General features: G+C 34.2%; 18 protein-coding genes, 1 tRNA gene, 1 rRNA gene and 1 CRISPR repeat array (1 of these 21 only partly in view). Of the genes, 3 read left to right on the plus strand and 17 right to left on the minus strand.

Annotated features, from left to right (window positions below; translation table 11 throughout):
* Positions 1-880: a CRISPR direct-repeat array (repeat unit 29 nt; unit sequence CGGATCATCCCCACATACGTGGGGAAATG); it begins 2,994 nt to the left of the window's first position.
* 95 nt (positions 881-975) lie between these two features.
* The 17 genes from cas2e to AXG55_RS02250 all read right to left on the minus strand — a co-directional run bounded on the left by cas2e (position 976) and on the right by AXG55_RS02250 (position 23,187).
* Positions 976-1,254, minus strand: coding sequence for a type I-E CRISPR-associated endoribonuclease Cas2e (gene cas2e / locus AXG55_RS02170; RefSeq protein ID WP_148696506.1), 279 nt, complete (start codon positions 1,252-1,254; stop codon positions 976-978).
* A complete protein-coding gene (cas1e, locus tag AXG55_RS02175; protein WP_148696507.1) occupies positions 1,235-2,161 on the minus strand; it encodes a type I-E CRISPR-associated endonuclease Cas1e in 927 nt (308 codons plus the stop codon). Before cas1e ends, cas2e begins: the two co-directional genes overlap by 20 nt.
* The gene (gene cas6e, locus AXG55_RS02180; protein WP_148696508.1) at positions 2,161-2,844 is read right to left on the minus strand and encodes a type I-E CRISPR-associated protein Cas6/Cse3/CasE; all 684 of its coding nucleotides are present in this window, start codon (positions 2,842-2,844) and stop codon (positions 2,161-2,163) included. Before cas6e ends, cas1e begins: the two co-directional genes overlap by 1 nt.
* Positions 2,822-3,517 carry a type I-E CRISPR-associated protein Cas5/CasD gene (gene cas5e, locus AXG55_RS02185; protein WP_148696509.1) on the minus strand — a complete coding sequence of 232 codons (696 nt, stop codon included), beginning with the start codon at positions 3,515-3,517 and terminating at the stop codon, positions 2,822-2,824. Before cas5e ends, cas6e begins: the two co-directional genes overlap by 23 nt.
* Entirely contained in the window at positions 3,517-4,689 is a 1,173-nt protein-coding gene (cas7e, locus tag AXG55_RS02190) for a type I-E CRISPR-associated protein Cas7/Cse4/CasC (protein ID WP_148696510.1), read from the minus strand. Before cas7e ends, cas5e begins: the two co-directional genes overlap by 1 nt.
* Before the next feature lie 23 nt (positions 4,690-4,712).
* The gene (locus AXG55_RS02195; protein WP_148696511.1) at positions 4,713-5,351 is read right to left on the minus strand and encodes a type I-E CRISPR-associated protein Cse2/CasB; all 639 of its coding nucleotides are present in this window, start codon (positions 5,349-5,351) and stop codon (positions 4,713-4,715) included.
* Positions 5,335-6,843, minus strand: a complete 1,509-nt coding sequence (locus tag AXG55_RS02200; RefSeq protein WP_148696512.1) for a type I-E CRISPR-associated protein Cse1/CasA — start codon at positions 6,841-6,843, stop codon at positions 5,335-5,337. Before AXG55_RS02200 ends, AXG55_RS02195 begins: the two co-directional genes overlap by 17 nt.
* Positions 6,844-6,846: 3 nt before the next feature.
* The gene (cas3, locus tag AXG55_RS02205) at positions 6,847-9,789 is read right to left on the minus strand and encodes a CRISPR-associated helicase Cas3' (protein ID WP_148696513.1); all 2,943 of its coding nucleotides are present in this window, start codon (positions 9,787-9,789) and stop codon (positions 6,847-6,849) included.
* 865 nt (positions 9,790-10,654) lie between these two features.
* A complete protein-coding gene (locus tag AXG55_RS02210) occupies positions 10,655-11,386 on the minus strand; it encodes a 7-carboxy-7-deazaguanine synthase QueE (protein WP_148696514.1) in 732 nt (243 codons plus the stop codon).
* Positions 11,387-11,406: 20 nt separating this feature from the next.
* Complete coding sequence (locus AXG55_RS02215; protein ID WP_148696515.1) at positions 11,407-12,339, minus strand: 6-carboxytetrahydropterin synthase; 933 nt, start codon at positions 12,337-12,339, stop codon at positions 11,407-11,409.
* A 79-nt stretch (positions 12,340-12,418) separates the two neighbouring features.
* Complete coding sequence (locus tag AXG55_RS02220; protein ID WP_148696516.1) at positions 12,419-13,345, minus strand: flagellin N-terminal helical domain-containing protein; 927 nt, start codon at positions 13,343-13,345, stop codon at positions 12,419-12,421.
* A 3-nt stretch (positions 13,346-13,348) separates the two neighbouring features.
* Positions 13,349-16,303: a hypothetical protein gene (locus AXG55_RS14785; protein WP_233231314.1), complete on the minus strand. Its 2,955-nt coding sequence runs from the start codon at positions 16,301-16,303 to the stop codon at positions 13,349-13,351.
* A gap of 76 nt (positions 16,304-16,379) precedes the next feature.
* A complete protein-coding gene (locus AXG55_RS02230) occupies positions 16,380-17,927 on the minus strand; it encodes an aldehyde dehydrogenase family protein (RefSeq protein WP_233231315.1) in 1,548 nt (515 codons plus the stop codon).
* Entirely contained in the window at positions 17,924-19,714 is a 1,791-nt protein-coding gene (locus tag AXG55_RS02235; protein ID WP_148696517.1) for an ABC transporter transmembrane domain-containing protein, read from the minus strand. The genes AXG55_RS02230 and AXG55_RS02235 overlap by 4 nt, the downstream gene beginning before the upstream one ends.
* 46 nt (positions 19,715-19,760) lie before the next feature.
* Positions 19,761-21,044, minus strand: a complete 1,284-nt coding sequence (locus tag AXG55_RS02240; protein ID WP_148696518.1) for a COG3014 family protein — start codon at positions 21,042-21,044, stop codon at positions 19,761-19,763.
* 14 nt (positions 21,045-21,058) lie between these two features.
* Entirely contained in the window at positions 21,059-21,817 is a 759-nt protein-coding gene (locus AXG55_RS02245) for a lysophospholipid acyltransferase family protein (RefSeq protein WP_148696519.1), read from the minus strand.
* Positions 21,818-21,870: 53 nt separating this feature from the next.
* A complete protein-coding gene (locus AXG55_RS02250; protein WP_148696520.1) occupies positions 21,871-23,187 on the minus strand; it encodes a phosphopantothenoylcysteine decarboxylase domain-containing protein in 1,317 nt (438 codons plus the stop codon).
* Between the two features lie 89 nt (positions 23,188-23,276).
* On the opposite strand from AXG55_RS02250, the gene speE reads away from it, so the two are divergent.
* The 3 genes from speE (at position 23,277) to AXG55_RS02265 (ending at position 26,174) form a co-directional block, all read left to right on the plus strand.
* The gene (speE, locus tag AXG55_RS02255; RefSeq protein WP_148696521.1) at positions 23,277-24,191 is read left to right on the plus strand and encodes a polyamine aminopropyltransferase; all 915 of its coding nucleotides are present in this window, start codon (positions 23,277-23,279) and stop codon (positions 24,189-24,191) included.
* Between the two features lie 202 nt (positions 24,192-24,393).
* A tRNA-Met gene (locus AXG55_RS02260) sits at positions 24,394-24,469 on the plus strand.
* Positions 24,470-24,643: 174 nt separating this feature from the next.
* A 16S ribosomal RNA gene (locus tag AXG55_RS02265) occupies positions 24,644-26,174 on the plus strand.
* Positions 26,175-26,247: the final 73 nt, after the last annotated feature.

Here is a 26,247-nt window from a genome sequence, read left to right on the forward strand (position 1 = left end):
CATCCCCACATACGTGGGGAAATGTTTTCATAAAATTGTGACAGGCTTTTTTAATTTCGGATCATCCCCACATACGTGGGGAAATGTTTTTTTTGTATTCTATTTCTTCACTAAGTGACGGATCATCCCCACATACGTGGGGAAATGAACTTCTGCCACAGGAACTTCTGCCACAGGAACGGATCATCCCCACATACGTGGGGAAATGCAACTTTTCAAAAAGCACATCTAAAACATCATCGGATCATCCCCACATACGTGGGGAAATGTTAATCAACAGAGAAGTAACATTTGCTAAAAACGGATCATCCCCACATACGTGGGGAAATGTTGCTCAACCGAGTTTTTATCTCTGTTACTTTCGGATCATCCCCACATACGTGGGGAAATGAATTTGAGATTTGCTGATCAAGAATTTGAAGACGGATCATCCCCACATACGTGGGGAAATGTGTTATTAGACTCCAAATCAAAGACATTATATCGGATCATCCCCACATACGTGGGGAAATGTGTACATATGGGAGCAAAAAAAGCAGGAGGGACGGATCATCCCCACATACGTGGGGAAATGGGATATGCAGCAAAGGATATTCCGAGAGTAGATCGGATCATCCCCACATACGTGGGGAAATGTATCCCTTAGAACAACAAAAGAAGCGAAAAATCGGATCATCCCCACATACGTGGGGAAATGAGATTAATATTGCTTCTTTTCTTAAATTAATACGGATCATCCCCACATACGTGGGGAAATGTACAAAAAATGTTCTGCACATTCATGTTCCCACGGATCATCCCCACATACGTGGGGAAATGCCTTAGAATTGATGCTGAAACGTTAAATCCTACGGATCATCCCCACATACGTGGGGAAATGATTAAGACATTTCAGATAAAAGTTTAATAATTTATCATCTATGTCATGTAAATATATAAAATATTCATATTCACTTTTCAAATAACGTAGTTCCATTAGTTTTTATTAAGCCTTATAAGAGTTAATCCATCAAATTCAATAGGTTGTCTTTTTGAGTCCCCAAACGTAACAAGTTCGTAGCCCTGTTCATTGTTGTAGTTATAAATCAGAGTTCCTTTGCCTCCGTTTGATTCCTCTTGGCATTTCAACCAAATTTTTTCACGTACCAAAGCAGAGATATTTCCAACAAAGACTCCAGCTTGAGGTTCAATAAGCCAACGACTTAGTTCTCCTCTCAATCCTTGGGGGACGCATTCAAGAATGATGATCACCATGATTCTTTCCACCTGCTGTTACAGAGTTTTCACCTATAAGAAATCCAGGTGCTGCGGGATCTGTATCAAAATTTTTTGAATTAATCTCATTTAATCCAAGTAATTCTTGAATGTCTTCTACAATACGTGAAAGAATTCGTTGCTTTTTGAATTCATCTCGAAGTCTGAGGCGCACAGTTCTTTCGAGATCTTTTGGTTTATTAACTGCAATTTCAATTCCAATTGGAATTGTTAATTCGGCCTTATATAAATCGCCAATGTCATAGACAAAAGAGAGTTGTTTACCGCAATGAATGAATCCTAAAGCGGGAGAGAGACCCAGAGCGACAATAGCAGAATGACAAATTCCATATAAGCAGGCATTACCGGCGGCTATAGCTCGATTATACTCATCTGCTTTATTCCAGTCTTTGCGATCGTAATCACGGCCTTTCCATTTAAGACCATATTTCTCCATTTCTTTATGATAAATTCCTCGCACTCTAACGCCTTCTTTGCCGCGAATTTGTTCTAGGGTGAGTTGTTTAGGTAAAGGATCGGAAAATCTTTTTTGATACATTTTTCTTGCAATTTCAATGCGACTTTCATTATTAATGGCTAGTTTTGCTTGTAAATAAAGAGCTGATGACGATCTTGTTTCTCCTGAACCACTTGCGTAAAAGCGCACACTTTCTTCTCCTGTCCAGGCAATTAAGCATCCATTTTCAACTGTTGTTTTTATTGCTGCATGAGTAATTTTCGTTCCAGGACCGAGCATTAATAATGTTAATGAAGAAATTGGAATTTGAGTTTTTCCCGTTTCATCAAAAACGGAAATACTTTTATCATCTTGCTCAATAATGCCTTGCTCAATGTAGAGATAGCTTATGCTATCTCGAATTTTTGGCAGAATAGTCAAGTCTTTCATTAGTGCATTCTTTTTATTGAAAGCAAACCAAAACCTAAAATTTTGGCGTTACCAATTCCATTTTCAATGGTACTTTTAAATAAATTAGAGTCTTTCACCTGAAGTAAACCTGAAAATAAAATAGAATTATGAATGCTAGTATGTTTTTTATTTTTAACTACTTCTAATTCTAATATTGTTTCTTTAAAATAATTTAAATTTAAAGGTGAAAATCCATGAAGCTTGCCTTTTCTTTCAAGCCAATGTGCAATTTCATCAACATCATTTTCATCATCTTTAGTTTTTGTAATAGGAATTCTATGGCCTTTCTTTTTTTTATCTTTTAAAAAGGTTACATTTTTTGTTGGATTAGCTCTAATTTTAAAAAAGAACATTTCTCCTTCATTAGGATTTAAATTAATAGTTTTTAAATGAATTTCATCTTTAAAATAATGAGAAAAATTAAATTGATTTCTGAATCTTTCTAAATTTGGTTGAAAGTTTGTTTGAACTATGAGGTAAGGAGATTTTGAATTTTTACCCTCTAAACGCCATAGGATTCTTTTTTTTGTAGATTCGTTCTCTTGCAAATGCTCAATTTTTTGGTGAATTTCATAGTTTAAGTTCGGCGAATTTAGAAATCGAAGCAAGTTGAAATTTTTGTTATCGATTTTATTAAATTCAATTTTCATGAAGTATAGCATTTTTTTGTTCCTTTAAAGGAAAAATCGTATCTTGTAATTTAATTAAATCTATTCTATCTTCAAAGTAAGTTTTTTTAGAAAATGTTCTATCTTCATAAGAAATAACATCATCAAATTCAGACTTACTATTTAATATTTTATTTGTAATATTTGTTTCTTTATAGCATAAATAGTCACCGTTTATGCTCAATAAATCTTCTATGCTACATTCTTTTAACGCATTTTTATAAATAAAAGGACTGGCAGGGGGACAGCATTTTCGTCCCAGAAACACATGCCATTTTGGGTATTGCAAAGCATATTTTATTTTTTCTAATAATTGATTATCACCTTCAATTATGGCCAAAAAATGCCAATCAATTAAATAGAATCGATCTGTGAGTTCTGTGTCCTTAATTTTTCCGTTACATTGAGAAACATCAGAAATAGTATGGTAATCTTTTAAAATAAATTTAGGTTTTTTCTCAAGACAAACTGTCGCAAATTTTAATTGAGATAATTTGCTTAAATAATCAATATTATTTCTTTCAATACCAAGTGAACTTGCAATAATTCCAATGACACCAGACTTGCTGGGAGCAAGGGAAGTACTTTTGAAAGTCAATTTGCTTTCTACTCCCCAGGCTTGCATTGGCCCTTGCAAATTAATACATAAAGACCAATATTGCGTCATTATTTACTCCAAATATTTTCTTTTAAAAATTGATTTAAATTTTCAGAAAATTTTGATCCCACAATTGGAATTTTAAGTGAACTTTTTTCTTGTTTTATATTTAGAGCTTCTGCGAAAAGGCTATAACATATATTTTTTCTTTCCTTTTCCCATTCAAACAAATCATTTAATTTTTCCAGATATTCAAATAATTGAAAACTAGATTTTTCTGCTAAAGATATTTTAGAGTGCCTTTCCATTCTAACAGGTTTTAAAAAGGCATTAACCAAATTAATGGGCTGTTTTTTTGAATAACTAATTAAAACGGAATCGGGATATGTGGAAGGAGCTGTTGAGTTCTTTTTGCCTGTTGGTATGGCGTTAACAAACGTTTCTATAAAACTATTTACACATTTCAGCGTTAATTCTTTATCATTATTCAAATTTTTAAATAATGTTTCCATACTGATACAAGCGTATCTATAAAAGCATGGGCTTGCAATTTGCGTATAACCCATCATGCTTGCTCCCGCATCGGCTCTTTCAGCAGAGTTTGCTAAGTCATCCAAAGCTGTATAGAAGTCGTCTTCAATTAGAATTTCGTTGGTTGAAATAGCATGGGCAAACTGCACGGCAGATTCCACATTTAAAGTTACTTCCGATGCCGCCATCCTTCCAAATAAGCTAATGTCAGGGGCTAAAGGGAAATTTAATCTTTCCTTATTAAACTCTTTTGCTGAACTTACTGGGTCAAAATTTTGTTTTTTTAATATTTGAGTAGCAAGAGCTAATTCTTTTTCACTTGTAAAGAATAGGGTTTTTAATTTATCAAATTCATTATTTTCAGCTTCAAATAATGTAGGTCCTTTATTTTTTTGCTTTCTTTGTACTTCCATTTCTCCAAGACCAACATTTTTTAAAAATTCATTGACGCTTTTTCTATTTTTTTCTGTATCAAATTCTTTACCTGCCAAATTAAAAATTTCACTTGCCATTTTTTTTGTACGAATACCATGATCGTAGTTTATATTTGAAAAAAATTCGTCATGCTTTCTAATTGCATTTTTCCAACATTGGGAAGATACTCTCTGTCTTTTGAATCCTCCAAAATCAATGGTTTTAAGTAAGTTTGTATCATCACGATTTAAATTAATTCCTGAAAACTGTTGTAATACGGATATTTCAAAAAACATACTTTCTCCTTTGTATAAAGAATTTATTTTTTATTTTTTTCATCTTTTGCGACATACTTATAAAATGATTTTGACCACTTATATTGAATTTTTTCATCATACTCCCATAAATAAAGGTCAACATATAATAAAGGCCAATCTATATACAATTTTCCAAATGTACTTAAGAGTGAAGAGATAACGGAATACAATTGATTTTCAATTTGAGATAACGGTGTAGAAAGAAGCTTTAAAAATTTTTTTTCAACATTTTCCACAGTACCAATCTCTTCTTGGGCTAATAATTTTCCTAAGGAATAGCCAAAATTTTTGCTTTCTGCTTTGAAATTAGAATTTTCAGCATTTTCGTCTATTTCAAATTTCAAACAGTATGCTCCTAAATCGGAATGTATAGGAATAATCATTTTTAAGATATTAAAGAAATAATTATTACTTAATATTGAATACTTTTCATCTTCAATAAGTCTAAGTTTATTTAAAGAATGTAAAATATAGTGTTCATTATTGTTATTTTTTCTTGATCTTCTTAAATGTGCAATAATTTCCTTTGAGATAGGAGTATTTTCTTTCTCTCTTTCTTCAATTAAATTTTCAATGCGATGAGCAATTGAATAAAGATATTTTTTTGCCTCGTCATAACTAAAACTATATTGTTCCGACATAATGAATTCCTTTATATATCATTCCCATTAATTTATATTTAGTAGATTTATGTGGAAAATCTTGTATAAATTTATCGGCTGCTCGCAGCTTAGCTTCTCTAATTTTCTTTTCAAGCTCCTCTGAAAAATGTTCGAAATTATTTACAATTTTTTCAAAAACAAAAAAGCTATTAAAATATAAAGTTATAAAATTCCAGTATTCCATAAACGCAGAAGTGTGCTGAAGATACGCATCAATATCTTCTTTTGCCATTTCCTTTTCTCCATTGGAGGGTAATTTTTTTAAAGAATCTTTAAAATTTGCATATAAGTAGGTCTGATTTTTTTCTACTAAAATTATGCACTTTTTAAGTTTATTTAAATTTTTTTCATCAATTAAATCTGTAGGAATTTTAAATAAGGATCGAATAGAGCCAAAAATTTTTGCTTTATCAGAATAAAGTCCTAACGCTTCAAGCTCAAACGTCTCATTAATTAAAAAAGTTAACTCCGAATTTTTTTTGATTAATGAAAAGCGATGCAATACATTATCTAAATTGCGCCAAAGAACTTTATCTTGATTTGGTTTTAAATAGATATCTTCTTCTTTACTCGTTTTCGTAATAGCAACATTCAAATAATATTTTTCAATATCATCGTCTTTTTTAATTCCTTGAGCAATTTTACTAAAACAAGCATAGGGTTGATTGTTGTTTGAATCGTATTCCCAATATATTTTAATAATGCGCTCATAACCAAATTTTTGATATACCTCAGCTCCTGTCAGTGTTTTAAATTTTGCTAGCATTTCTACGCCATGATCAGGGCATTCCCATATGGGGGTCAGAGCAATTCTTTTTAATTCTTCATTTTTTTCATTATAAATATTATTTATATTGACATTTATAAATATAGAGTCAGCCAAATTTTCTTTTTTTATGAAAATAGAAATAGGTTTTGCTGCAAATGTATCTGTGAAGTTATATACATCATTTTTAAACCCCCCTCCTAAACCGCCATATCCAATCAAATGTCCTTGCAATAAAGCGAAAAATACTTCTGGAAGATTATATTTTCGGGGACTTGAATCATCTGCTTTTGTAAAAAAATTGCTATTATTGCCACTTTCTACTTCGGGAAGTAGTTTTGCAATAGATTGTATTTCTTTTTCCATAAGTTTTTCATTGAAATTTTGCTGCAAAAAATAATAATTTGGACCTGCAAGTTCAAAATGTTGTTCGTACTGGTCTAAATATTTAACCATATTTTCAATAAAATCCTCAGAATTTTTAAATTCAAATTTATTGAATTTATGGCACATGGCCAAGCCAATGAGAATAATAAAGTGATTAAATGCAATGCGCTCCGAGCAATAACTTAAACAGAAATCAGAATAATGTATAGAATTTATAAGAAATTCTCTCAATGTGACAAGTCTTTTTTCACCATTATGCTGAATAACGGGAATAATAGGAATTTTACTATAAATATTTGTTTCAATTTGTTCCTTCATATTTTAACTCTTTTTATTTTTAGTGTATTTAAAGCCGTAATGTGAACAGTATCTTATCTCAGTATTTTCAAGGTTTTTAACTGCATATTTACCATTCCACTCCATATTTAATATTTTATAATGTTTTAATACTTTGTGTGAATCTAAATTTTCAACATCGGAATTATTTAAATCTTTTGTTACATAGAAAGGAACTGTAATTTGACAATGTAAAATATTTATTATTTCCTCCTTCTCTTCTGTAAATAAATGAGGCAATTCAACAAGTTTATTATGATAGTTTAAAGTGTAATTTTTATTATTATGCTTAATAATTAATATAAGTTGTTCTGTTTTGTTAAACAATCGTGTTTGTGGTAAATTAGAATTTCCTACTTTGTCTTCTCTTTCAAAAAATAAGTTCATAAACCAATTATGATAATTTTTTTTATGCATGGGAGAATCAATAGTGACTGATAAAGCTTTTTTTGCAGTACTTACATTATTAGCAAACATTTCCTTTTCTGACTCTATAATTCTTTTCTTTGAAAATTGCTCTGAACTATTGGAATAAACACTTTGAACTAGAAACTCTAAATCACAAATGTCATCAATAATATTATTGTTTTTAGATAAAAAATCTTTTAAAACTAAATATGATTTTAATAATACAGATTCAAAGTAAACATTTTTTGTCCCTCTGCAAAGCTCAAAAAGGGGCAAATGGGAGTCATCACAGGCTTCATGAAAAATTCCGAATTGAGTTGGCTCTAATGGTATTGCTGTTTCTAAATCCCAACGGCATCGTCTAAAATGCCGACCCATTCTTTGTAATAGTAAATCGATAGGGCAGAGGAAGGAATACATATAATCAAAATCAATATCTAAACTTTGTTCAATGACCTGAGTGGCTATAATAATTTTGAATTTTGGTCTTGAACTTTTTAGATTGTTTATGTGATTTCTAAATTGTTCTTTGCCAAGACTTTCTTTTATAAAGGACTCTTTTTCTGTTTTTAAATTTAATGAAAATCGGGCATGAAAAAGTAGAAGGTCTTCTTTAGAAAAGTCGTCATTTAAAAATTCTTCAAAAAGCTTTTGCGCTGTATTTACAGTGTTGCAAACAATTCCTATATTACCATAATACTGATTATTGATTTTTTTAATATTATTTTTTACTATGGCTACAATCTCTTTAAAATTTGCAATTGCAAACAATTTTGTCGGAGTTTTTTTATTTTGAGTATCTATTGAAGAAGCAATAATTTCCTTAAATGAATCTGATTTATTCCAGCTTACATTTGTTATTCTTGGAAAACCATTTTCGCTAGAAATAATTTTTTGTTTATTGTTAAATGCTGTTAAAAATTTATCTCTCTTATCCTTTGGCAGAGTTGCTGAAAGAAGAATAATTTGACATTGATTATGGCCTAACCATTGTAACAACTTGCATATTGCTTCATCCATATAGGCATCATAAGCATGAATCTCATCGAGAATAATTGTTTTACCTGCTAAGCCAAATAACTTAACAAAATAATGTTTTGAATTGATAAAAACACAATTTAAAACCTGGTCAATTGTGCCAACTCCAAATTCAGCTAGTAATCCCGTCCTGGAGTTCTCGTACCAAGGGCTTGAAAGTGTCGATTTATTTGAATTGATATCATCGTAAGTATCATTGTCATAGGTAGAGGAAGTATCATCGGTTACTGATGATAAAGGCTTATCGTTTTTATAATAATTTTTCATCAATTCAATATTGGTATCATTCCAATTTTTATTTGAATGTAAAATTTGGAGTTGTACTTTTTGTCCATGCAATTCAAAAAGCTTTTCTAAAATTGTATTAATTCTTGTAAACATTTGATTGCTGGTTGCTTGAGTTGGCAATGCAAAATAAAGTCCGCGACTCTGCTGTGCATAGGGAGACATTAAAAATGAAAGAGCTGCTTCTGTTTTTCCCAGTCCCATGGGAGCTTCAATAATGGTTAGACTGGGGTTTTGGCACTGTTTGACAAGTTCAAACACTTGTTCTTGAAACGAACGCGGGTTAAAGCCAAAAATGTTTTTAAAACTGTGCTGTTTAAAGTATCGGCATTTTTCAGATCCCCAATAAAGTTTATCTTGTAAAACTTCTTGTGCTCGTGATCTTCTATCAAAAAAATAATTTTTTATTTCATCAGAATTTTTAACAACGGCTTCATAGGGGAAAAAATTTTCATTAGAAGCTATCCAATCAGACACACAGGCAAGCCCTGCAAAAATAACTTCATAATTATTTGTTAATTCATGATTATCCGAATGAAAATCGTCAATAAATTGATCCATGTGAAGAAAATCACCAACGATAATTCTCCATATTTCATCAATAAAATTTTCTCGTAATAATTCCCAATTTTTTAAACCACAATAGGATTCATTTATATCGAAATATCTTATTTCGTTAAAATAATGTAAAGAATCTAATGAGTTTTTACTATGAAATTTGTCATGGTGATGTCCTATTGCAACTAAAAATCTTGTAATCGCACTTTTAATATTTAATTTATCACATTTTTTATAAAAATAATTTAATAATGATTGAGTACTTATATAGCCATGATGAAAATTGTCTTTATTCCGCAGAATAAATTTATTTATATCATTCCAGTATTTATAACTGGATTGCCATTGCTTGTAAAAAAAACTATGAGGCTCATTTTTTAAAATAAATGCTTGAAAAACAGGCGAGAGTTTACCTAAATCATGTACAGCGGTAAAAAAGCTTAATATTCGACTGGCGACGTTATAGTTATATTTATTCATTAGGAAGGGAGCTATGAGATTAACTAAAAATTTTTCCTTGCTTATAATTTCTAGACAACATGCCCCAGCATCAAGTAAATGGTATAAAATCCCATGAAATTCTTTGTCTGAATTTTTTTTTGCGCATCCTAAAAATAAATCTCTTTCAAGTTGCACCATTCTTGAATCCTTTTTTCAAGTAGTTTTAATTACTTATAATTTATGCTGTAACAAGTCAAGATCATGAACTGTTAATATGTTTTTACTCTTTTTTTGATAAATATTTTTATTTTACACATTTTTTAGATATTGAAATTTTCTATTATTTATCTGTTACTTTAAATTTAAAAATGGCAGCAAAAATAACCAGCATCAAAGTTCATAATGATCTTCATAGTGCTATTAAATATAATAATAAAATAAATTTTTATTTACATTTGTTTAATTAAATGCTAATGTTTAATTTCCTTATTTTTTAAGGATGATCCGAAAGTAATTTAATACTTAGTCAGTGATAATTTAACTTTCCCTATTGTTTTAGTAGGGATGATTTTTCGCTATAGAATATGAAATCAACTGTAATATTGATATACTCTAAGTTATTTTATATGTCGAAATACTAGCCATGATAAATAGCAAAGTTGGCATTGACAAAAGAAATAGGGTTTTCAAAATTTTATGAGTTTTTTGTAAAGTATTATTTGGTAAGGACAATGTGATGCTTAGATTAAAGGTAACTAGGTTTTCTTGTTTCATAAATGTGCTCCATGGTAAAAGTTTGTTGCTAAGTTTTCGATTAAGCTGATTTCGTTCGAGTATTAAATCACTTTCTTTATTATCATTTCCATTACTTAAGATCAAGAAATCATTGTATAATTATTTCTATCGCTTTGCTTAAAAATATCTCAATTTTATTTGGAGTGATTTTTTCCAAAATTTAATACATTTATTAAATTAAATGTTGAATAAGAATTTTTTGATATACGTCAAAACAATTTAATTCAATTCAAAATAAAAACAAATCATAATATTTCAACTTCAAAACTCAAACGCCCCTTAAGTTCCCAAATAATAAGACATGGAGGCGGGGGGTATAGCGAAAACCGTATTTAATGCACTTGTCATGGAGCCAGACGTTGTTTATTTGTGATTCTAAATGAGTTCCTTCGGGCATGAGAAGGACACGAGCTTTTTCTAAATGATAGGTTTTTACAATGTCTAAAATTTCAGTCATATCATTTTCAACAAAATCTTTTCTGACGACGAATTTAAAGTAAACAGAGTTGTGATTTTGGGATAAATGCGACCAGTGATGCAAGGATTCTGAAATTATTTTTTCTCCTGAATTAGAAAATTTGGGAGAAATATTCCATTGCATTAAGTTATAATCTTGTTCTAAAAAATTTGGAATTTGTAAATGAGGGATGCGGGTTCCGTTACTTTCGACTTCGGCTGTGAAGTTATTTCCTAAGGTGCGCATTAATAATCCCAAATTTTGCAAAGTGGGTTCACCTCCAGTTAATATCAAGTGATTTATTTGAAAAGATTTTATTTTTTCAACCAGTGTTTCCAAAGTGTATCTTACAAATTTTTGTTTGCTTTTAGAGTTTTCTTTTTCCAGGGGATCACTTTTAAAAGTGTGAGTGTAGGGTGTGTCGCACCAAACACAACGTAAGTTACAAATTTGAAATCGGACGAGCAACGAGGGTTTTCCTAAATTAACACCTTCTCCTTGGAGGCAAGGATATATTTCATTTAACAGAAAACTTGAGCTCATAATAATCCTTAGTTGTTAAATTAAATATTGCAAATAGAACCTTTTGATAAGCCCTCATAAGCTCTGATTTCAATGTCTTTTTCATCGGGTGGAAACTGTGCGCGAATAAATTCAGCGAGGTTTTCAACAGTGCTTTCTTGTTCTAAAGTAAAAACATGATCTTTAGGTATAATCACAGCGACTTCGCCTTGGGTGCCTTTGTATTGCGCGGCAATGTGATGCTCTTTGAGATCGGTTATTTCAGGGCAGTGATCGATGAGCTCTTGAATGAGTTTTGTATTCCAATCTTTCACAACATAATTCTGAGAAATAATATAAGCATTATCTAGCTTTTTAGCTGCGTAGGAACTTTTTCTAAGGTCAAATTTGCCTTTTTTAAAGACTTCAATGACACTGCTGTGGCCATGGAAGCGTTGGCAATTGCCATAATGGTAACAGAGACTGTGTGTGTAACTGTAATAATTTGGTTTTAATTTGTGTTCGTGCTCTCGTAACTTTACACTAATATTCGTAACATTTTCGGGAGAATTTCTTAAAATAGATTGCGCAATTTCTTTTTCAAGTAAAGTAACATCATCATTATCGAGTGCAATTAAAGTTTCCCTTGAAATTCTTTTAATAGAATTATTATAGGTATTAATAGCAAATAATAAATTATTATCGGAGTTTTTATAATTTCCAATCACAATAATTTGCGAATTCGATTGAAAGCGAATTAAGCTTGGTTTTACAAGTAATTTATGATCATATTCGTGATCAATTGTACTTTTTGCCGATTTTTTTGCAAGGCTGAAATCAAACAGAACACCATTTTTATCTTTGTTACCTTCCCAGATAACGTCCACATACCAACTTTTTCCTTTGGGGCCAAAGCTTGGGTAAAGTATGGCACAATCGAGGAGAGTGACATCCTGGATAAAAATTTTTGTGGTACTAAGAGAATGAGTTTGCATGTTTAGATAAAGCCTTAAATAATTCACAAAACAGAAAATGCTTCTGCGGACTCGGTCTTATCTAAATAATCCTAAGGGATCAACCTAAAAGCTTCAGAGCCATTTCTGGTATTTGATTTGCTTGTGAAAGAACAGAAATTCCCGCTTTTTGTAATATTCCCTGCTGTACAACTTGTGAGCTTTCTTCGGCATAATCGGCATCTTTTATTCTGGACTTTGCGGCTTCTAAGTTTTCGATGGTCACACTTGTGTTAGCCACGGTGTGTTCCATTCTATTCTGAATAGCGCCTAATATGGCACGGTATTCATTTACTTTATCTATAGCTTGATCGAGTCTCTGCATACTCTTTTGTGCAAAAACTTTTTTATCCACCCGTGTCCCCTCTTCATCCGTTGCGCTTCCAATTTCGAGTGAGCCTTCACCACCTGTTAACGCGTTGATTTTCTCAAGGTTAATTCGAATGATATGTGTCGGATTGCGGACGGTGTACAGGTCATCAACATCTTTATAGTATGAAGCACCCACCTGAATTTCCAAGGGCGGGAGGTTGCTGTTTTCTTTTAAAACAGCGGGAATTTCTGCAATACCTGTTAAAAGGCGGGTGCCATTGAATTCGGTCGAAGTGGCAATGCGATCGATTTCATCCTTGAGGGCAACAAATTCTTTTTGAATATGACCTCGTTCTAAATCGCCAATGGTATCGCTGGCGGCTTGTACAGAAAGTTCTTTCAAACGAATAAGCATAGTGGATATTTCTTGAAGTCCCCCTTCTGCTGTTTGAATTAAGCTAATGCCATCGTTGGTATTGCGTCGTGCTTGAATTAAACCTCTGACTTGGGAACGTAATTTTTCCGAAATAGCGAGCCCTGCTGCATCGTCGGCTGCTTTATTTATTCGATAACCACTGGCAACTCTTTCGGTGTGTTTTGCTAGCAAAAGTGTAGACACGTTTAAGTTCCTTTGTGCATTAATCGAACTTATGTTGGTTTGGACTCTCAATCCCATACGTTATAAGCTCTCCATGGGGGAGTCTCCCTTTTTACTCACCTGTGACTCAAGACTTCTCCCAATTGTAAGGCAAGTTGAAATGATTTTATAGGCTTGCATACGCATGGTTTCAATTTCATCCCGTGCTTCCCAGGTGAGCCCCTCATGAACAGCACGGTTACGGCTGTCCTGTAAAGAATGAACAAGTTTAATAAAATCAAATAATTCAAAATCATTATTAAAATGAATAGGAAGTATTTTATTTAAATGAAATTGGCATTCAGAGCGAGCTGTAATTAAAAGTAACAGCGCAAATGCCTTGGGGCCGTCCAATGTAAAGCGTTTTCCAGGGCGATAAAGGCAAATAGCACGAAGCATTTTTCTCAATTTAAATTTACTAAAATAAGGGATTGTTCGAATGATGGGAAGGTTGGCAATGTATTCTTCAAACATCGTCATTTTTTCAACAAGACTTTTTCCGTATCCCAGAATATCAAGTTTTTTGGAAAGGTCTCCTTGACGGATGATGGCGTCGGTCTGTGCTTCAAAAGTGTCGCGCATGGTCAGCTCAACCGCTTTACAGTGCATGTTAACTATAGGACTTAAGTCGACGGCTTCGTTACCCCATTCTTTGGATTGAATTAAAATCATTTCAGCAGTACGCAATGCACTTTTAGAATCAATAGATAAGAAATCTGAGTAGGGAATAAATGATTTAATGATAAAATCAATATCCAATGAAGAAATTTTAGATTCACTGTCTTTATCGTTTTTTTCTGGAGTTTTAATGGAAGCAGATATTTTATGAATGGCTTCCTGAAGTGCTAAATCCACTTCTTCAGAGTGTCTCATTAATTGCAAGGTTTTTAATTCTTGAAGAATTTCTTCAGGATTTTCTAAAGAAATTTCATTAATTATTTTTATTTTCAGTGCATTCGAAATGTTATTTTTAGAAATAGAACGAATGAGTGCTTGTTGAGCGCGAGGATGTTTCGAACGTAGCAGTTCTATAATTGTGTGTTCGACAAAGTCGGTATCGATATGCTGTAGTGCTTGGTATAAAATGGCTTTAATGGAATCGTCTGTATCTAGTTTCACAAGAGCGCGGACAATCCATCTTTTTTCCACATGGGGAGCGACTCTCAATCCTTCGCGAATGAATTTTTCATAGTAATCTTTTTCTTCCAAATTGAGATGTGTATTTAAACAGACTTGTAAAATAGCTCCCCAACGTAACACCGGCCTGTCAGCGACAACATTGCCACTCCAATCGGAGGATTCATTTTCAATATCATCATCACTTTGTGACGTTTTATCTAGTATATTTTGAATTAATAAAGAAATATCTTTTAATGTAGATAAGGTTGGTTGCATAATCGGAATTTTAAAACGATCGGCACCAACTAATATGGATTGAAATCTTGATGTAACTTCAAGAATATATTCTTCTTTTTCCATGTTACCTTTTATTAAAGTTTGTCGAATTGTTTCCAATTCGCTTTGAATAGCAAGGCTAATGGTATGAATATCAAGGCGTGGCGCGCTTAATGCGATTGCAGTAAAAGCCCAGCTTGTTCCTGAAAAAGGCATTTCTTTATACAATTCACCCATAAAATTTGCAGAAACGGGGTAGCCGATTGTAGCGGCATAAACTTTTTCTACAAATTCTTCTTTATTGCTATAGCCCTCTTTTTTTAAGGTCTGGATACAATTTTTTAAATTTTCAAGAATCAAATTTTCATATTGAATTATAATTTTAGGTTCAAGGGTGTTTTCTGGAATATTACCCAGAGCAATAATTTGGCTAAATAATATTTGATGATCAAAGTTTATTTCAAAAAGTTTTTGCCAAGAATTTTTTGAGGGTTCAAATAATATGGTGTGATCTAAAAAAAGCGCCATTAAATCGTTAGAGTCACAATGCCAAATTTTGTAATAATTTGGATTTTGTATAGATTTTTTAAAGGTATTATCAAAATAAGGTATGTTTTTAATCCATATTTTCGCAAGATTTCTATTGCCATTTAATTCAATTTCAGGAATTCCTATTGCTTTATTATTGGCAAGAATATCGATACATTTTTTATTTTTTAATTTTAAAATAGATGCTGTTAACTCTATTTTGTTTTTTGAAGGACAATTTTTAACTAAATTATGAATAGCAATTTCTAATTGACTTTGCGGAATGGCGCCATAACCCAGAAAACTAGGATTGTCCTCATTGAGTGAACTTTCAATGAAGGTTTCAGCTGCTTTATAGTTGAAATTATGTTTTTCAAGCTCTGAAATACGTGACATAATAAGCTCAAGTAATCTTAATATTTCAGGGTTTTTAATATTATTTTTTAATTGTATAAATTTTTTATATTCTTCTTTATCACATGAAAAACCTAAATAAAATATTGCTGATATAAGAGATGGTTTTTCTAAATCAAAGGAATATTGCTTTTCAATTATTTGAAAAGCAATATTTTTAGCAGATGCATTTATTAATCCTAGTTTTAAAAATGCATTAAAACCTTTAGCAAGTAAAAACTCGGGAAGATCATTATGAAAAGTATTTATTAAATATTTTGCCTGAAACTCATCGCCTGTTTCTTCTATATAATTATAAAGTGAATAAAGAATTTTATGAGAAATAGATTTTTTTTCAAATAAAGCAGAGATCTTCTTTGAAAAAACAGTTCTTTTTGAATGAGATATTGTTGCTATGCAACTACTTATAACATTATCGTCCGTTTCTTTTAATAGGAAATAGGAGACAATAGACCAAGCACTACTAGGATTCTCTGTCAGTTTGATCGACTGTACTAATTTTGATTTTTCTTCGTTGGTAGGAATCAGTGCCATGATTTGCCAAATTAACAAATTGCTTTGCCAAGATTGAAAATTTTTAGCGAGTTTTTCAATTGCGGCATAGCGGGTATGCGCGTTCTCTGAGCGGACAAATTGTTTTAAATCTTGAAAAATTGGCATGAACGCTCTCCTGCCCGTACTGATTTTATTATGCTGTATTATCTTATTACGGGTGAATTATTGCCTGATGAGTCAATCAAATTTTTACAACATAATCAGATGGGTTGATATAACTTGTATCCATTTGTGCAAGCTGGAGCTTGCCACTCACATCCCAATTTACAGCTTGCCATTTCGTAAATTGATCGACAACCCATATTCCTGATTGTCTACTGCCATTTCCACTTTTTCCATTTCCACCGAAAGGTAAGTGAGCTTCGGCTCCTGTGGTGCTGTTGTTGATACTTGTCATACCCGCCGAAATTTCGGAGCGGAATTTATAAGAGGATTCAATATTTTCTGTATAAATAGCAGAACTTAAGCCATATCCTGTTTTATTCGATAAATAAATAGCTTCGTCGAGATCGCTAAAACTCAAGATATTAAATAAAGGTCCAAATGTTTCAGTAGAGTAAATAGCGTCGTTTTCATTGACATTATCTACAATAGAAGGATGGGCGTAAAATCCTAATTGAGCATTGCCACTAAATCTTTCGGGTTTATTTTGATCGGTTATTTGACCATTTTTAGATGTAATGAGGCGATGGTGAGGCTTAATAAGGGAGTCTAAATTTTCAAGGTGTTTCTTTAAAAATCTTTCACTCATCATAGGCCCGCAAAAAATATTTTCTTCGCTGGGATTTCCAATGTGAATGGAAGCCACTTTATCCATTATTTTTTTAATAAGGGGTTCTTTAATCGATTTATGAACAATTAAATTGCCTAAAGAGGTACAACGCTGACCCGCTGTGCCAAAACCAGACCAAATAATCCCATTTACAGCTAAATCTAAATTGGCATCGGGCATGACAACAAGAGGATTTTTTCCACCCAGTTCTAAGCAGGGTGTTTGAAGATTACGGCCACATATTTCACCAATTTTTCTTCCGACTTCTGTGCTACCTGTAAATCCAACTTTATCAATTAATCCTTCATTAACTAAAGAAACCAAGTTGGCTCCTGTCTCCGATCCCGATCCAAAAACCACATGAAAGACGTCTTTGGGAACACCTGCAGCATATAAAAGTTCTGCAAAAATGAGGGAAAGTCGGGGTGTGTCTTCTGAAGGCTTCCAAACACAGGTGTTTCCGCAAACTAAAGCGGGAATAAAGTACCAACTGGGTACGGCAAAAGGAAAATTACCAGCAGTTATACAAGCAAATACACCAATAGGTCTTCTATAAGTGTATAATTCTTTATTTTCCATTTCACTAGGTACGGTTTGGCCATAAAGCCTTCTCCCTTCGGAAATGAAAAAGTAACAGGTGTCAATAGCCTCTTGGACATCACCACGGGCTTCTTTTATAGGCTTACCCATTTCGCGAGTTAAAACTTGTGAAATGGCTTCTTTATTTTTTTCAATTAATTTACCAAAATTTGCTATAATGCCTGCGCGAATAGGTGCCGGTGTTTTTTTCCATTGCTCAAAACCTTTGCGTGCTGCTAAGCAAGCTTCGCGACACTCATCTAATGTCGCATTGGCAAAAGTACCCAAAATATCTTCCCGATTTGCGGGATTTGTCGAATTAAAATGGGATGAACCCATATTTTTTTTTCCAGCTATAATTGAAGACAATGCGTTCATATAATTTCCTTCGTTGAAGCATCGCTAGGAATTGTGAGCAAGGGCGATGACTTTGTTTTTGAGAAATCCAATATATCAGTAGCATATTCTTTGATTACGGGTCTATGGGCAATAACAATTGTTATTGATTCTGCGATCTGTGAGCGTAAGTTTTCTATAATTTTTAATTCATTTCCAACATCAAGGGCACTTGTTCCTTCATCAATAACAATAAAACTCGGTTTATGGAAAAATATGCGTGAAAACATCAATCGTTGCTTTTCACCGCCTGAAAGGCCATTTATATTTTCTGATAAATCTTTTTCGAGTTGTGCTAGTTGTAATGCTTTTAAAGCTAATTTAATTTGTTCCTCATTTGGATTATCAATTTTTTCAGGGTATACAATATTTTCAAAAATTGTTCCCGTGAATATAAAAGGTTCTTGTGGGATAAAACAAATTTCATGAGCCATATGTTGATAAAGTATTTCATCTGTTACTTTAGAATTTATTAATATTTGCCCCTCAAAAGGAGGCTGCACACCTAAAATAGTTCGTATGAATGTGCTTTTCCCTGTTCCAGAAGGGCCTACTACGGCAAGTAAGGCTCCTTTTTTTAAAGTGATATTTATATTTGATGCAAGGCATTGTGAACCTAAATTTCCAATGGAAAGATTTCGAAATTCAATTTTGCTGATTTTTTCTTTAGAATTTATTTCGGAGTAGCGATCTCTTTCTTCTAAGTTATTTAATAAAAATAATCTAATGCGATGCAGAGCATCAGTTCCTTTACGAGTGGAGTTTAATTGACTCGACATTCTATTTATTTTATCGGATAATAAAGCAATTGTAAGCATAAAGCTGATAAAAATATTACTATCAAGCGATCCGTTAGAAATTCTTCTGAGAGCAGCAATAATAATAAATGCTCCCGCAATAATGCCAAACCACTCTACCAAAGGACTGCCTAGGGATTTTGCACGAGTCGCTCTTCTCCACACGTGGTATATTTTATCATTAATTTTATTAAATTTATTAATTTCAAAAGGGATGGCTTTATGAACTTGAATGGTTTGCCACCCCCGCATTCTTTCAAGAATTCCACTTAATAATTCACTTTCAAACTGCAATCCTTGTTTAGAAAGTCTTTTAAGTGTTTTTCCTGTTACTCTAAGTACGATTCCTGCAGGGATTAAAACAGTAAGAAATAAGATAAACAGTTGCACATCTAATATGATTAACCATGTTAATAAAATGAATGATGTAAAACCATCTTTTATTAAACTGCTAATAAGTCTTGTAAATGTTTGTTGTGTTTCTCTTATGTCTTCCCCCACGATAGATGCTAATAGTCCCGCATCAACAGAATTTGCCGCATTATAGTTTAAGGAAAGATATTTTGTGGCAATATCTGTTCTTAGTTTTTTTGCGAGTTTTTCGCCTAAATGTCTTAATAAATAGTCGCTATAAAAATTTAAAAAGCCATATGATATTGCTAGAGATAAGAATATAATTGCAAACCAATTTTGTTGAAAAGAAAGTGGAATAGAAGTTTCGAATTGTGTCCCTTCAACGAGGGGAGTAATCCACAAAGCAAGTTGATCTCCCAAAAGTTTTTGCCACGGAATATCTGTTGGATTTGCATTAATTGTTTGAATTACGACTGAAGTGATACTGAGTAAACATATCGATAATGGAACAGATATTAAAACAGCAGCTATAAAAACCATAAATTGAGAAGGCCATAACCCAATTTGTTGAATCCATAATTTAAATGAAGAAATATTTTTGGGATTATGCAGAGCCATTTTAATTTTTTACCTTGTTATAATTTACTCAATGTCATTTATTATTCTAATTGAAAGTTCTGAGTCGAATTAATTTTTTCTCGCCGGGAGCTAGATTTATTTTATAATTTATTGTGGAATTATATTCAGGTTTTAAGTCCAATTTGATCTCTTTATTTGGTTGAACGGAAACTCTTAAAACTTGAATGGTATCGGGCAATGTTGTCCAGCTCCTTGTATCTGCTGTTTCTGTCGCAATACTAAAAATATTTGCAGCCAAACCAGCTAAAGCATTTTGTTCCCCTAGCTTTCGAGCCGCGACATCTTTTGCAATGACGCGAGCAGCAATTTTAGCAATATCACGAACTCTTCGGTTTTCAAGAGCTTGTTTCGCCATTTTTCCAATGTCTTGCATAATCACTGTTTTACCAATAGATTTTTCATTAATATAGATCTCAGCTGAGTGTGATTTATAATGAATATCTTTATATTCAGGAAATGAAATTCTTACTACTGTTTGGCCAGTTGGTAATACAATGTCTTTTGGAACTTTTACGGGTGAATTTCCTGATTCATATATAACAAAAACTTCGCTTTTTTTAAGCAGATCGTTATGTTTTTCCCATGTTAAATTAGGGTTACTTTTTTGAATGTCTGATAAAATCTCCCTTCGATTTCTAAACTCGGCAAGTCTACCGATATCTTTTAATATTTGAATTTCTGCAGACCTAAAAGCATTATTTTGTGCTGAATCACTGCGCACATTGTTTAAAGCATTTCTGTATTCAATAATGGCATTATCCCATTCTTTTTTTGTTTCAAATACCATGCCCGAAAAGTAATGAGAAAAGGCGTCGTATTTAAATACATTTTCACCTAAATTTTCCGCTTCCAATTCCTTTTTTATGTCATATGTTCTTCGGATCATGACAGTGGAATTGTTTTGATCATTATTGGCAAAAAATGCGATTGAAGAAAATAAAGGTAATAATACTCTTTCGTGAGCTTCTCCCGTGTAGTCAGACATAGAGTCATTTATTACAAAACTTGCTGTGGTTTTTGATATACTTGTTGTGTAAAGATCATCTAATTTTTTGTCCGATTGCACCCAGCTTTTTACAGCGTTAGGATACTCTCCTTGCAAATATAAAAGCATTCCTTTTTCCATACCAAAGAGAGCAAAATTTCTTCCTTCAGTAGAGAGGCTGCTTTCATCTAATTTTGTAGCGGCTTCTTTATATTTTCCAACATATAAGTCGTTGCGAATTTTTTGATTTTCTTGAGTGTATGATTGACAAGCTGTAATGAGTGCGGTGGCACATGAAATTAGAAAAAATCTTTTGAAACTCATAATAATGCATATCCCTATCTTAGTTTTGACGAAATTGCTTCTTTTGCTTGTAGCATTAATTCAGCTGCAGTTAAATCGTCCGGATAAATTTTAGGATGTACAGTTATGGTTACCTTATTTACACGAGGCCATATGGATCCTTTAGGTAACATATCCGCACATCCCTGAACTGTGATGGGTACAATGGGAACATTTAAAGATTTCGAGAGTCGAAATGCTCCTGTTTTAAATTCGCCGAGAGCTCCTGTTTTGCTGCGAGTTCCTTCTGGAAAAAAAAGCATGGGAGTCCCGTTTTTTAAATGCTGTGCCGAAAGTTTTAAACTTTTTTCACTGCTTGACTTGCTCCCGCGTTCGACGGGTACATAGCCCACGGCTGTCATGCCCCAACCAAAAAAGGGAATTTTAAAAAGAGATGCTTTTGCAAGCCAACGAAATCGTGTTGACAATATAAAAAGCGCAAGGATATCCGCTTGACTCTGATGATTTGCTACGTAGACAACAACTTCATTCTTTTTAGCAAGATTGTCCTTTCCTTTGATTTTAAACTCCCACCAGGGATTTAAATTTTTGATCGAAAGAGCCCAATAAGTAGCTAATTTATGCAAAGAGTGTCTTTGTCTGTCAAAGAGATATACAAATGGAAATAATATTATAATTATCGATGAAAAAAAAACACTTAAAAATATAACATTAGACCAAGTGTAAATTCCTCTTAAAATATTTTTAGGCTCAGGATTATTCATATCTTGAGATTTTTTTTGAGTTAATAGCATAATGTATATTCCTAGTGATCTTGTTTTTAAATATTATATTTTAAAATTCAATATTATGATGTCATTCTTTTCTTATTTAATAAATAATTTTGAAATGATAAATAAAACTGCTGTGAAATTTCTTGATTTCCTTGTACACTAATTCCTTCATTATTATAAATACTTAAAAATGTCCCAGGATGAGTCTGGGTTTTATTCCATGCTGTGCTAGAGTCATTATGCAGGATTGCGTTCAATGATTTTTTATTTAGCAAATCTTTTGCAATATTTAGACTTTCTAAACTATTATCAGATGTTAATTTTGCTGCTGCTTTAAAAGGAATTTTTGATAAATGTTCCATATCTAATATTTTTTTTGTCTTAATAAGCTCAATATTTAACGAATCTTGTTTGCTTGATATTTTTGACTTGGAAGTTTTTTTAGGGGTAAAATCGGAACCCGCTAGTAAGTGAATAATTCCTTCGTATTTACTTGCATTAATATTATTTAAATATTCGTACATATCCTGATAATTAGGTAAAGAAACAATTTCTTGATTGTCATATTCAGGTATAGACTTATTCGTTTGTGCGCATAGTAAAGTCAATTCTATTCCCATGGCATAAAACGTTTTAGCAACTTGAATCCCGAGAGATCCTGTTGATAAATTTGTGATACAGCGGACGGGATCTATCATTGTTCTGGTTCCGCCTAAAGTAACAATCGTTTTTATGGAATCATTAAAATATAATTTTCTTTTATTAATAATATGAGCAATATTTATAGCAAGTATTTCTGGTAAGGGAAGTTTTTCCTTGCCCTCTTCGCTTCTGGGGAGCGTAAAAAATACGCCATCCATACTTTTAAGTTTATTTTTATTTTCTTCAATAATAGGAGAAAAGGCAAGGCTTTCATGCATCGTAGGGCAGAAAATAATTGTTTTTCTCATGCCTAGTGCGCTTTGTATGAGTGTTGTGGCACCATCGGAACAAATGCCATTACTTGCTTTTGATATGACATCAGCGGTTGCGGGTGATATAACAAGTGCGTCAGATGTGCAAATATGCTCAGCAAGGCCTGAGGGATTTACGACAACTTCATTCGAGCTCGCCCATCTTAAACTTTCTATGCCAATAAATTTTAAACAATTTTCCGTGACACAAAAATGGACTTCAGCTCCATGCCTTCTTAATTCCCGTGCTAATTTAGGCAATTCGGTCGCGGCAATGCCACCTCCGCCCACGATCGTTATTTTCGTATTTGCTAAAAATCTAGAAACGATTTCAACTTGTGTGTCTTGCAATGTTGTTTTGTTTAAATTTTTTGCATTACTTTCGTTTGATAAATTTGTGGCAGATTCATTTCTTTTTGAGACTTTTCGTTGGTTCATTTTCGTAGACTCATTGCTTCATTAGTGCTATTTGCAGTAGCAAAGGACTCTTTTTCGGATCCTCGCCCTTAACATAAAAGGAAATATAAATGTTTTCTAAAAAAATACCATACATGCTTGAATCTGATTCTGACAATAATTCTCCACTCGATCTTTGGTATCAAGAACGCCATAATGACGAAGTTTCATTTGGACTTCACGTCAAAAAAGTTTTGCACTCAAGTCAAAGCCCCTTTCAGCGTGTTGATGTTTTTGAATCTACCGGTTTCGGCAGAGTGCTTACTCTAGACGGGCTCATGATGTGCTCTGATAGAGATGAGTTTGTGTATCATGAAATGATTTCTCATGTGCCTTTGCTCGTGCATCCTAATCCTAAGAGGGTTCTTGTTATTGGTGGTGGTGATGGTGGAACCTTACGTGAAGTTCTTAGACACGACTGCGTCGAAGAGGCTGTGCTTTGTGAAATTGATGGAGAAGTTGTGGAAGCGGCAAGACAGTTTTTTCCTGCTCTTGCATTTGGGTTGAATCATCCTAGGGCTAAAGTTCATATTGGTGATGGTGTTGAGTTCGTTAAAAAAAGTGCTGCGGGAGTGTTCGATATTGTTATTGTTGACTCTACCGACCCTATTGGGCCTGGCGTAGGGCTGTTTTCAGGTGAGTTTTATAGAGAAGTGAAACGCATTTTAGCTCCAGGTGGGATTGTTATGGCGCAATGTGAGTCTCCTTGGGAAAATAAATTCGATCTTGCTAAGGTTTATGGCAATTTAAAAGACGCCTTTACTTCTGTCTATTCCATGGTGGGATCCATTCCTTCGTACCCGTACGGTTTTTGGTCTTGGGGCTTTGCAAGCGACAATCAGCACCCTTTTCATAAAATAGACCTTGAAAGAGCGCGTGCTATTGAAAAAGCTTCAAAATATTACAATGTTGACATTCATCGTGGCGCTTTTGCATTGCCTAACTTTTTACGTCAAAAGTTAGCCAATGTAGTTGAGAACGCTTAAAGTATTTCAGATTTTGAAAGCTTTATTTTTGTTTTCTAAATGGTTTTTTTAGGTTTATTTTAATATTTTTTATTTTAATATTAAAATAAACCTTTTTTTATGTGCACTAATGCAGTGACCTTTTTATTTTATTAAAAAATGTATGAAGTTGCTTGACAGTATCGCCACCGACATGTAGAACCCCTTTCACCACTGATGACGACGCGGGGTGGAGAAGTTGGTATCTCGTCGGGCTCATAACCCGAAGGCCGCAGGTTCAAGTCCTGCCCCCGCCACCAATCAACGGTGTAGTAATTTGACAAGAGAAGAAAGCAAAAACAGAGTGCGGTTCCCGAGCAACGTTGGATTAGGAATGTAAAAGTTTTTAAGAAGAGGTTGTTAAGGTTCCGTAAAAGAACCGTCAAGATAGTAAAAAAATCGTGGGACTAGAAATAGTTCAACGTAAGTAAATTAGAGCTAAGAGTTTGATCCTGGCTCAGAACGAACGCTGGCGGCGTGCCTAACACATGCAAGTCGAACGGAGGTAGCAATACCTTAGTGGCGCACGGGTGAGTAATGCATGGGAATCTGCCTTTTGGAGGGGGATAACTACGGGAAACTGTAGCTAAGACCGCGTAAGCAGCAGCGATGCTGGAAATGCCGGGACCTTCGGGCCGGCAGCCGAAAGATGAGCCCATGTTCCATTAGCTAGTTGGCGGGGTAACAGCCCACCAAGGCGAAGATGGATAGCTGGTCTGAGAGGACGATCAGCCACACTGGGACTGAGACACGGCCCAGACTCCTACGGGAGGCAGCAGTGGGGAATATTGCGCAATGGGGGAAACCCTGACGCAGCAACGCCGCGTGAGTGATGAAGGCCTTCGGGTTGTAAAGCTCTTTCGGTTGGGAAGAAGGGGAGTTGTTTTAATAAAGCAGTTCTTTGATGGTACCAAAAGAAGAAGCACCGGCAAACTTCGTGCCAGCAGCCGCGGTAATACGAAGGGTGCGAGCGTTGTTCGGAATTACTGGGCGTAAAGGGTTCGTAGGCGGGAATGCAAGTCAAGTGTGAAATCCCCAGGCTTAACCTGGGACGTGCATTTGAGACTGTGTTTCTTGAGTTTCGGAGAGGGTGGTGGAATTGCTGGTGTAGGAGTGACATCCGTAGAGATCAGCAGGAACACCGGAGGCGAAGGCGACCACCTGGCCGAATACTGACGCTGAGGAACGAAAGCGTGGGGAGCAAACAGGATTAGATACCCTGGTAGTCCACGCCGTAAACGATGATAACTAGGTGTTGGGGGAGTTGACCCCTCCAGTACCGTAGCCCACGCGCTAAGTTATCCGCCTGGGGAGTACGGTCGCAAGACTAAAACTCAAAGGAATTGACGGGGGCCCGCACAAGAGGTGGAGTATGTGGTTTAATTCGAAGCAACGCGAAGAACCTTACCTGGGTTTGACATACCGTGAAAAGCGCAGAGATGCGTAATAGTAGCAATACACACGGATACAGGTGCTGCATGGCTGTCGTCAGCTCGTGTCGTGAGATGTTGGGTTAAGTCCCGCAACGAGCGCAACCCTTTCCCTTATTTGGCATCATTAAGTTGGCAACTATAGGGGTACTGCCGGTGATAAACCGGAGGAAGGTGGGGATGACGTCAAGTCCTCATGGCCCTTACATCCAGGGCTACACACGTACTACAATGGCCAAGACAAAGCGAAGCAAAGCCGAGAGGTGGAGCCAAACGCAAAAACATGGTCTCAGTTCGGATTGTGGTCTGCAACTCGACCACATGAAGTTGGAATCTCTAGTAATCGCAGATCATCAGGCTGCGGTGAATACGTTCCCGGGCCTTGTACACACCGCCCGTCAAACCACGAAAGTTGCATAAGCCAGAAGCAGGTGGGCTAACCGTAAGGGGGCAGCCTGCCAAGGCTTGTGCGATGATTGGGGTTAAGTCGTAACAAGGTAGCCGTAGGGGAACCTGCGGCTGGATCACCTCCTTTCTAGGAATTTCGAGTTCTCTGTAAAGAGACTCTATTCTAGGTCAAGGGAACCGCACTCTGTTTTTGTAATCTT

The sequence above is a fragment of the Silvanigrella aquatica genome (assembly GCF_001907975.1).
GTDB classification, from domain to species: Bacteria; Bdellovibrionota_B; Oligoflexia; order Silvanigrellales; family Silvanigrellaceae; genus Silvanigrella; species Silvanigrella aquatica.

Coding starts and splice junctions, on each gene's coding strand:
- cas2e (WP_148696506.1), bottom strand. CDS start 1,254: ATGGTGATCATCATTCTTGAATGCGTCCCCCAAGGATTGAGAGGAGAA.
- cas1e (WP_148696507.1), bottom strand. CDS start 2,161: ATGAAAGACTTGACTATTCTGCCAAAAATTCGAGATAGCATAAGCTAT.
- cas6e (WP_148696508.1), bottom strand. CDS start 2,844: ATGCTATACTTCATGAAAATTGAATTTAATAAAATCGATAACAAAAAT.
- cas5e (WP_148696509.1), bottom strand. CDS start 3,517: ATGACGCAATATTGGTCTTTATGTATTAATTTGCAAGGGCCAATGCAA.
- cas7e (WP_148696510.1), bottom strand. CDS start 4,689: ATGTTTTTTGAAATATCCGTATTACAACAGTTTTCAGGAATTAATTTA.
- AXG55_RS02195 (WP_148696511.1), bottom strand. CDS start 5,351: ATGTCGGAACAATATAGTTTTAGTTATGACGAGGCAAAAAAATATCTT.
- AXG55_RS02200 (WP_148696512.1), bottom strand. CDS start 6,843: ATGAAGGAACAAATTGAAACAAATATTTATAGTAAAATTCCTATTATT.
- cas3 (WP_148696513.1), bottom strand. CDS start 9,789: ATGGTGCAACTTGAAAGAGATTTATTTTTAGGATGCGCAAAAAAAAAT.
- AXG55_RS02210 (WP_148696514.1), bottom strand. CDS start 11,386: ATGAGCTCAAGTTTTCTGTTAAATGAAATATATCCTTGCCTCCAAGGA.
- AXG55_RS02215 (WP_148696515.1), bottom strand. CDS start 12,339: ATGCAAACTCATTCTCTTAGTACCACAAAAATTTTTATCCAGGATGTC.
- AXG55_RS02220 (WP_148696516.1), bottom strand. CDS start 13,345: ATGGGATTGAGAGTCCAAACCAACATAAGTTCGATTAATGCACAAAGG.
- AXG55_RS14785 (WP_233231314.1), bottom strand. CDS start 16,303: ATGCCAATTTTTCAAGATTTAAAACAATTTGTCCGCTCAGAGAACGCG.
- AXG55_RS02230 (WP_233231315.1), bottom strand. CDS start 17,927: ATGAACGCATTGTCTTCAATTATAGCTGGAAAAAAAAATATGGGTTCA.
- AXG55_RS02235 (WP_148696517.1), bottom strand. CDS start 19,714: ATGGCTCTGCATAATCCCAAAAATATTTCTTCATTTAAATTATGGATT.
- AXG55_RS02240 (WP_148696518.1), bottom strand. CDS start 21,044: ATGAGTTTCAAAAGATTTTTTCTAATTTCATGTGCCACCGCACTCATT.
- AXG55_RS02245 (WP_148696519.1), bottom strand. CDS start 21,817: ATGCTATTAACTCAAAAAAAATCTCAAGATATGAATAATCCTGAGCCT.
- AXG55_RS02250 (WP_148696520.1), bottom strand. CDS start 23,187: ATGAACCAACGAAAAGTCTCAAAAAGAAATGAATCTGCCACAAATTTA.
- speE (WP_148696521.1), top strand. CDS start 23,277: ATGTTTTCTAAAAAAATACCATACATGCTTGAATCTGATTCTGACAAT.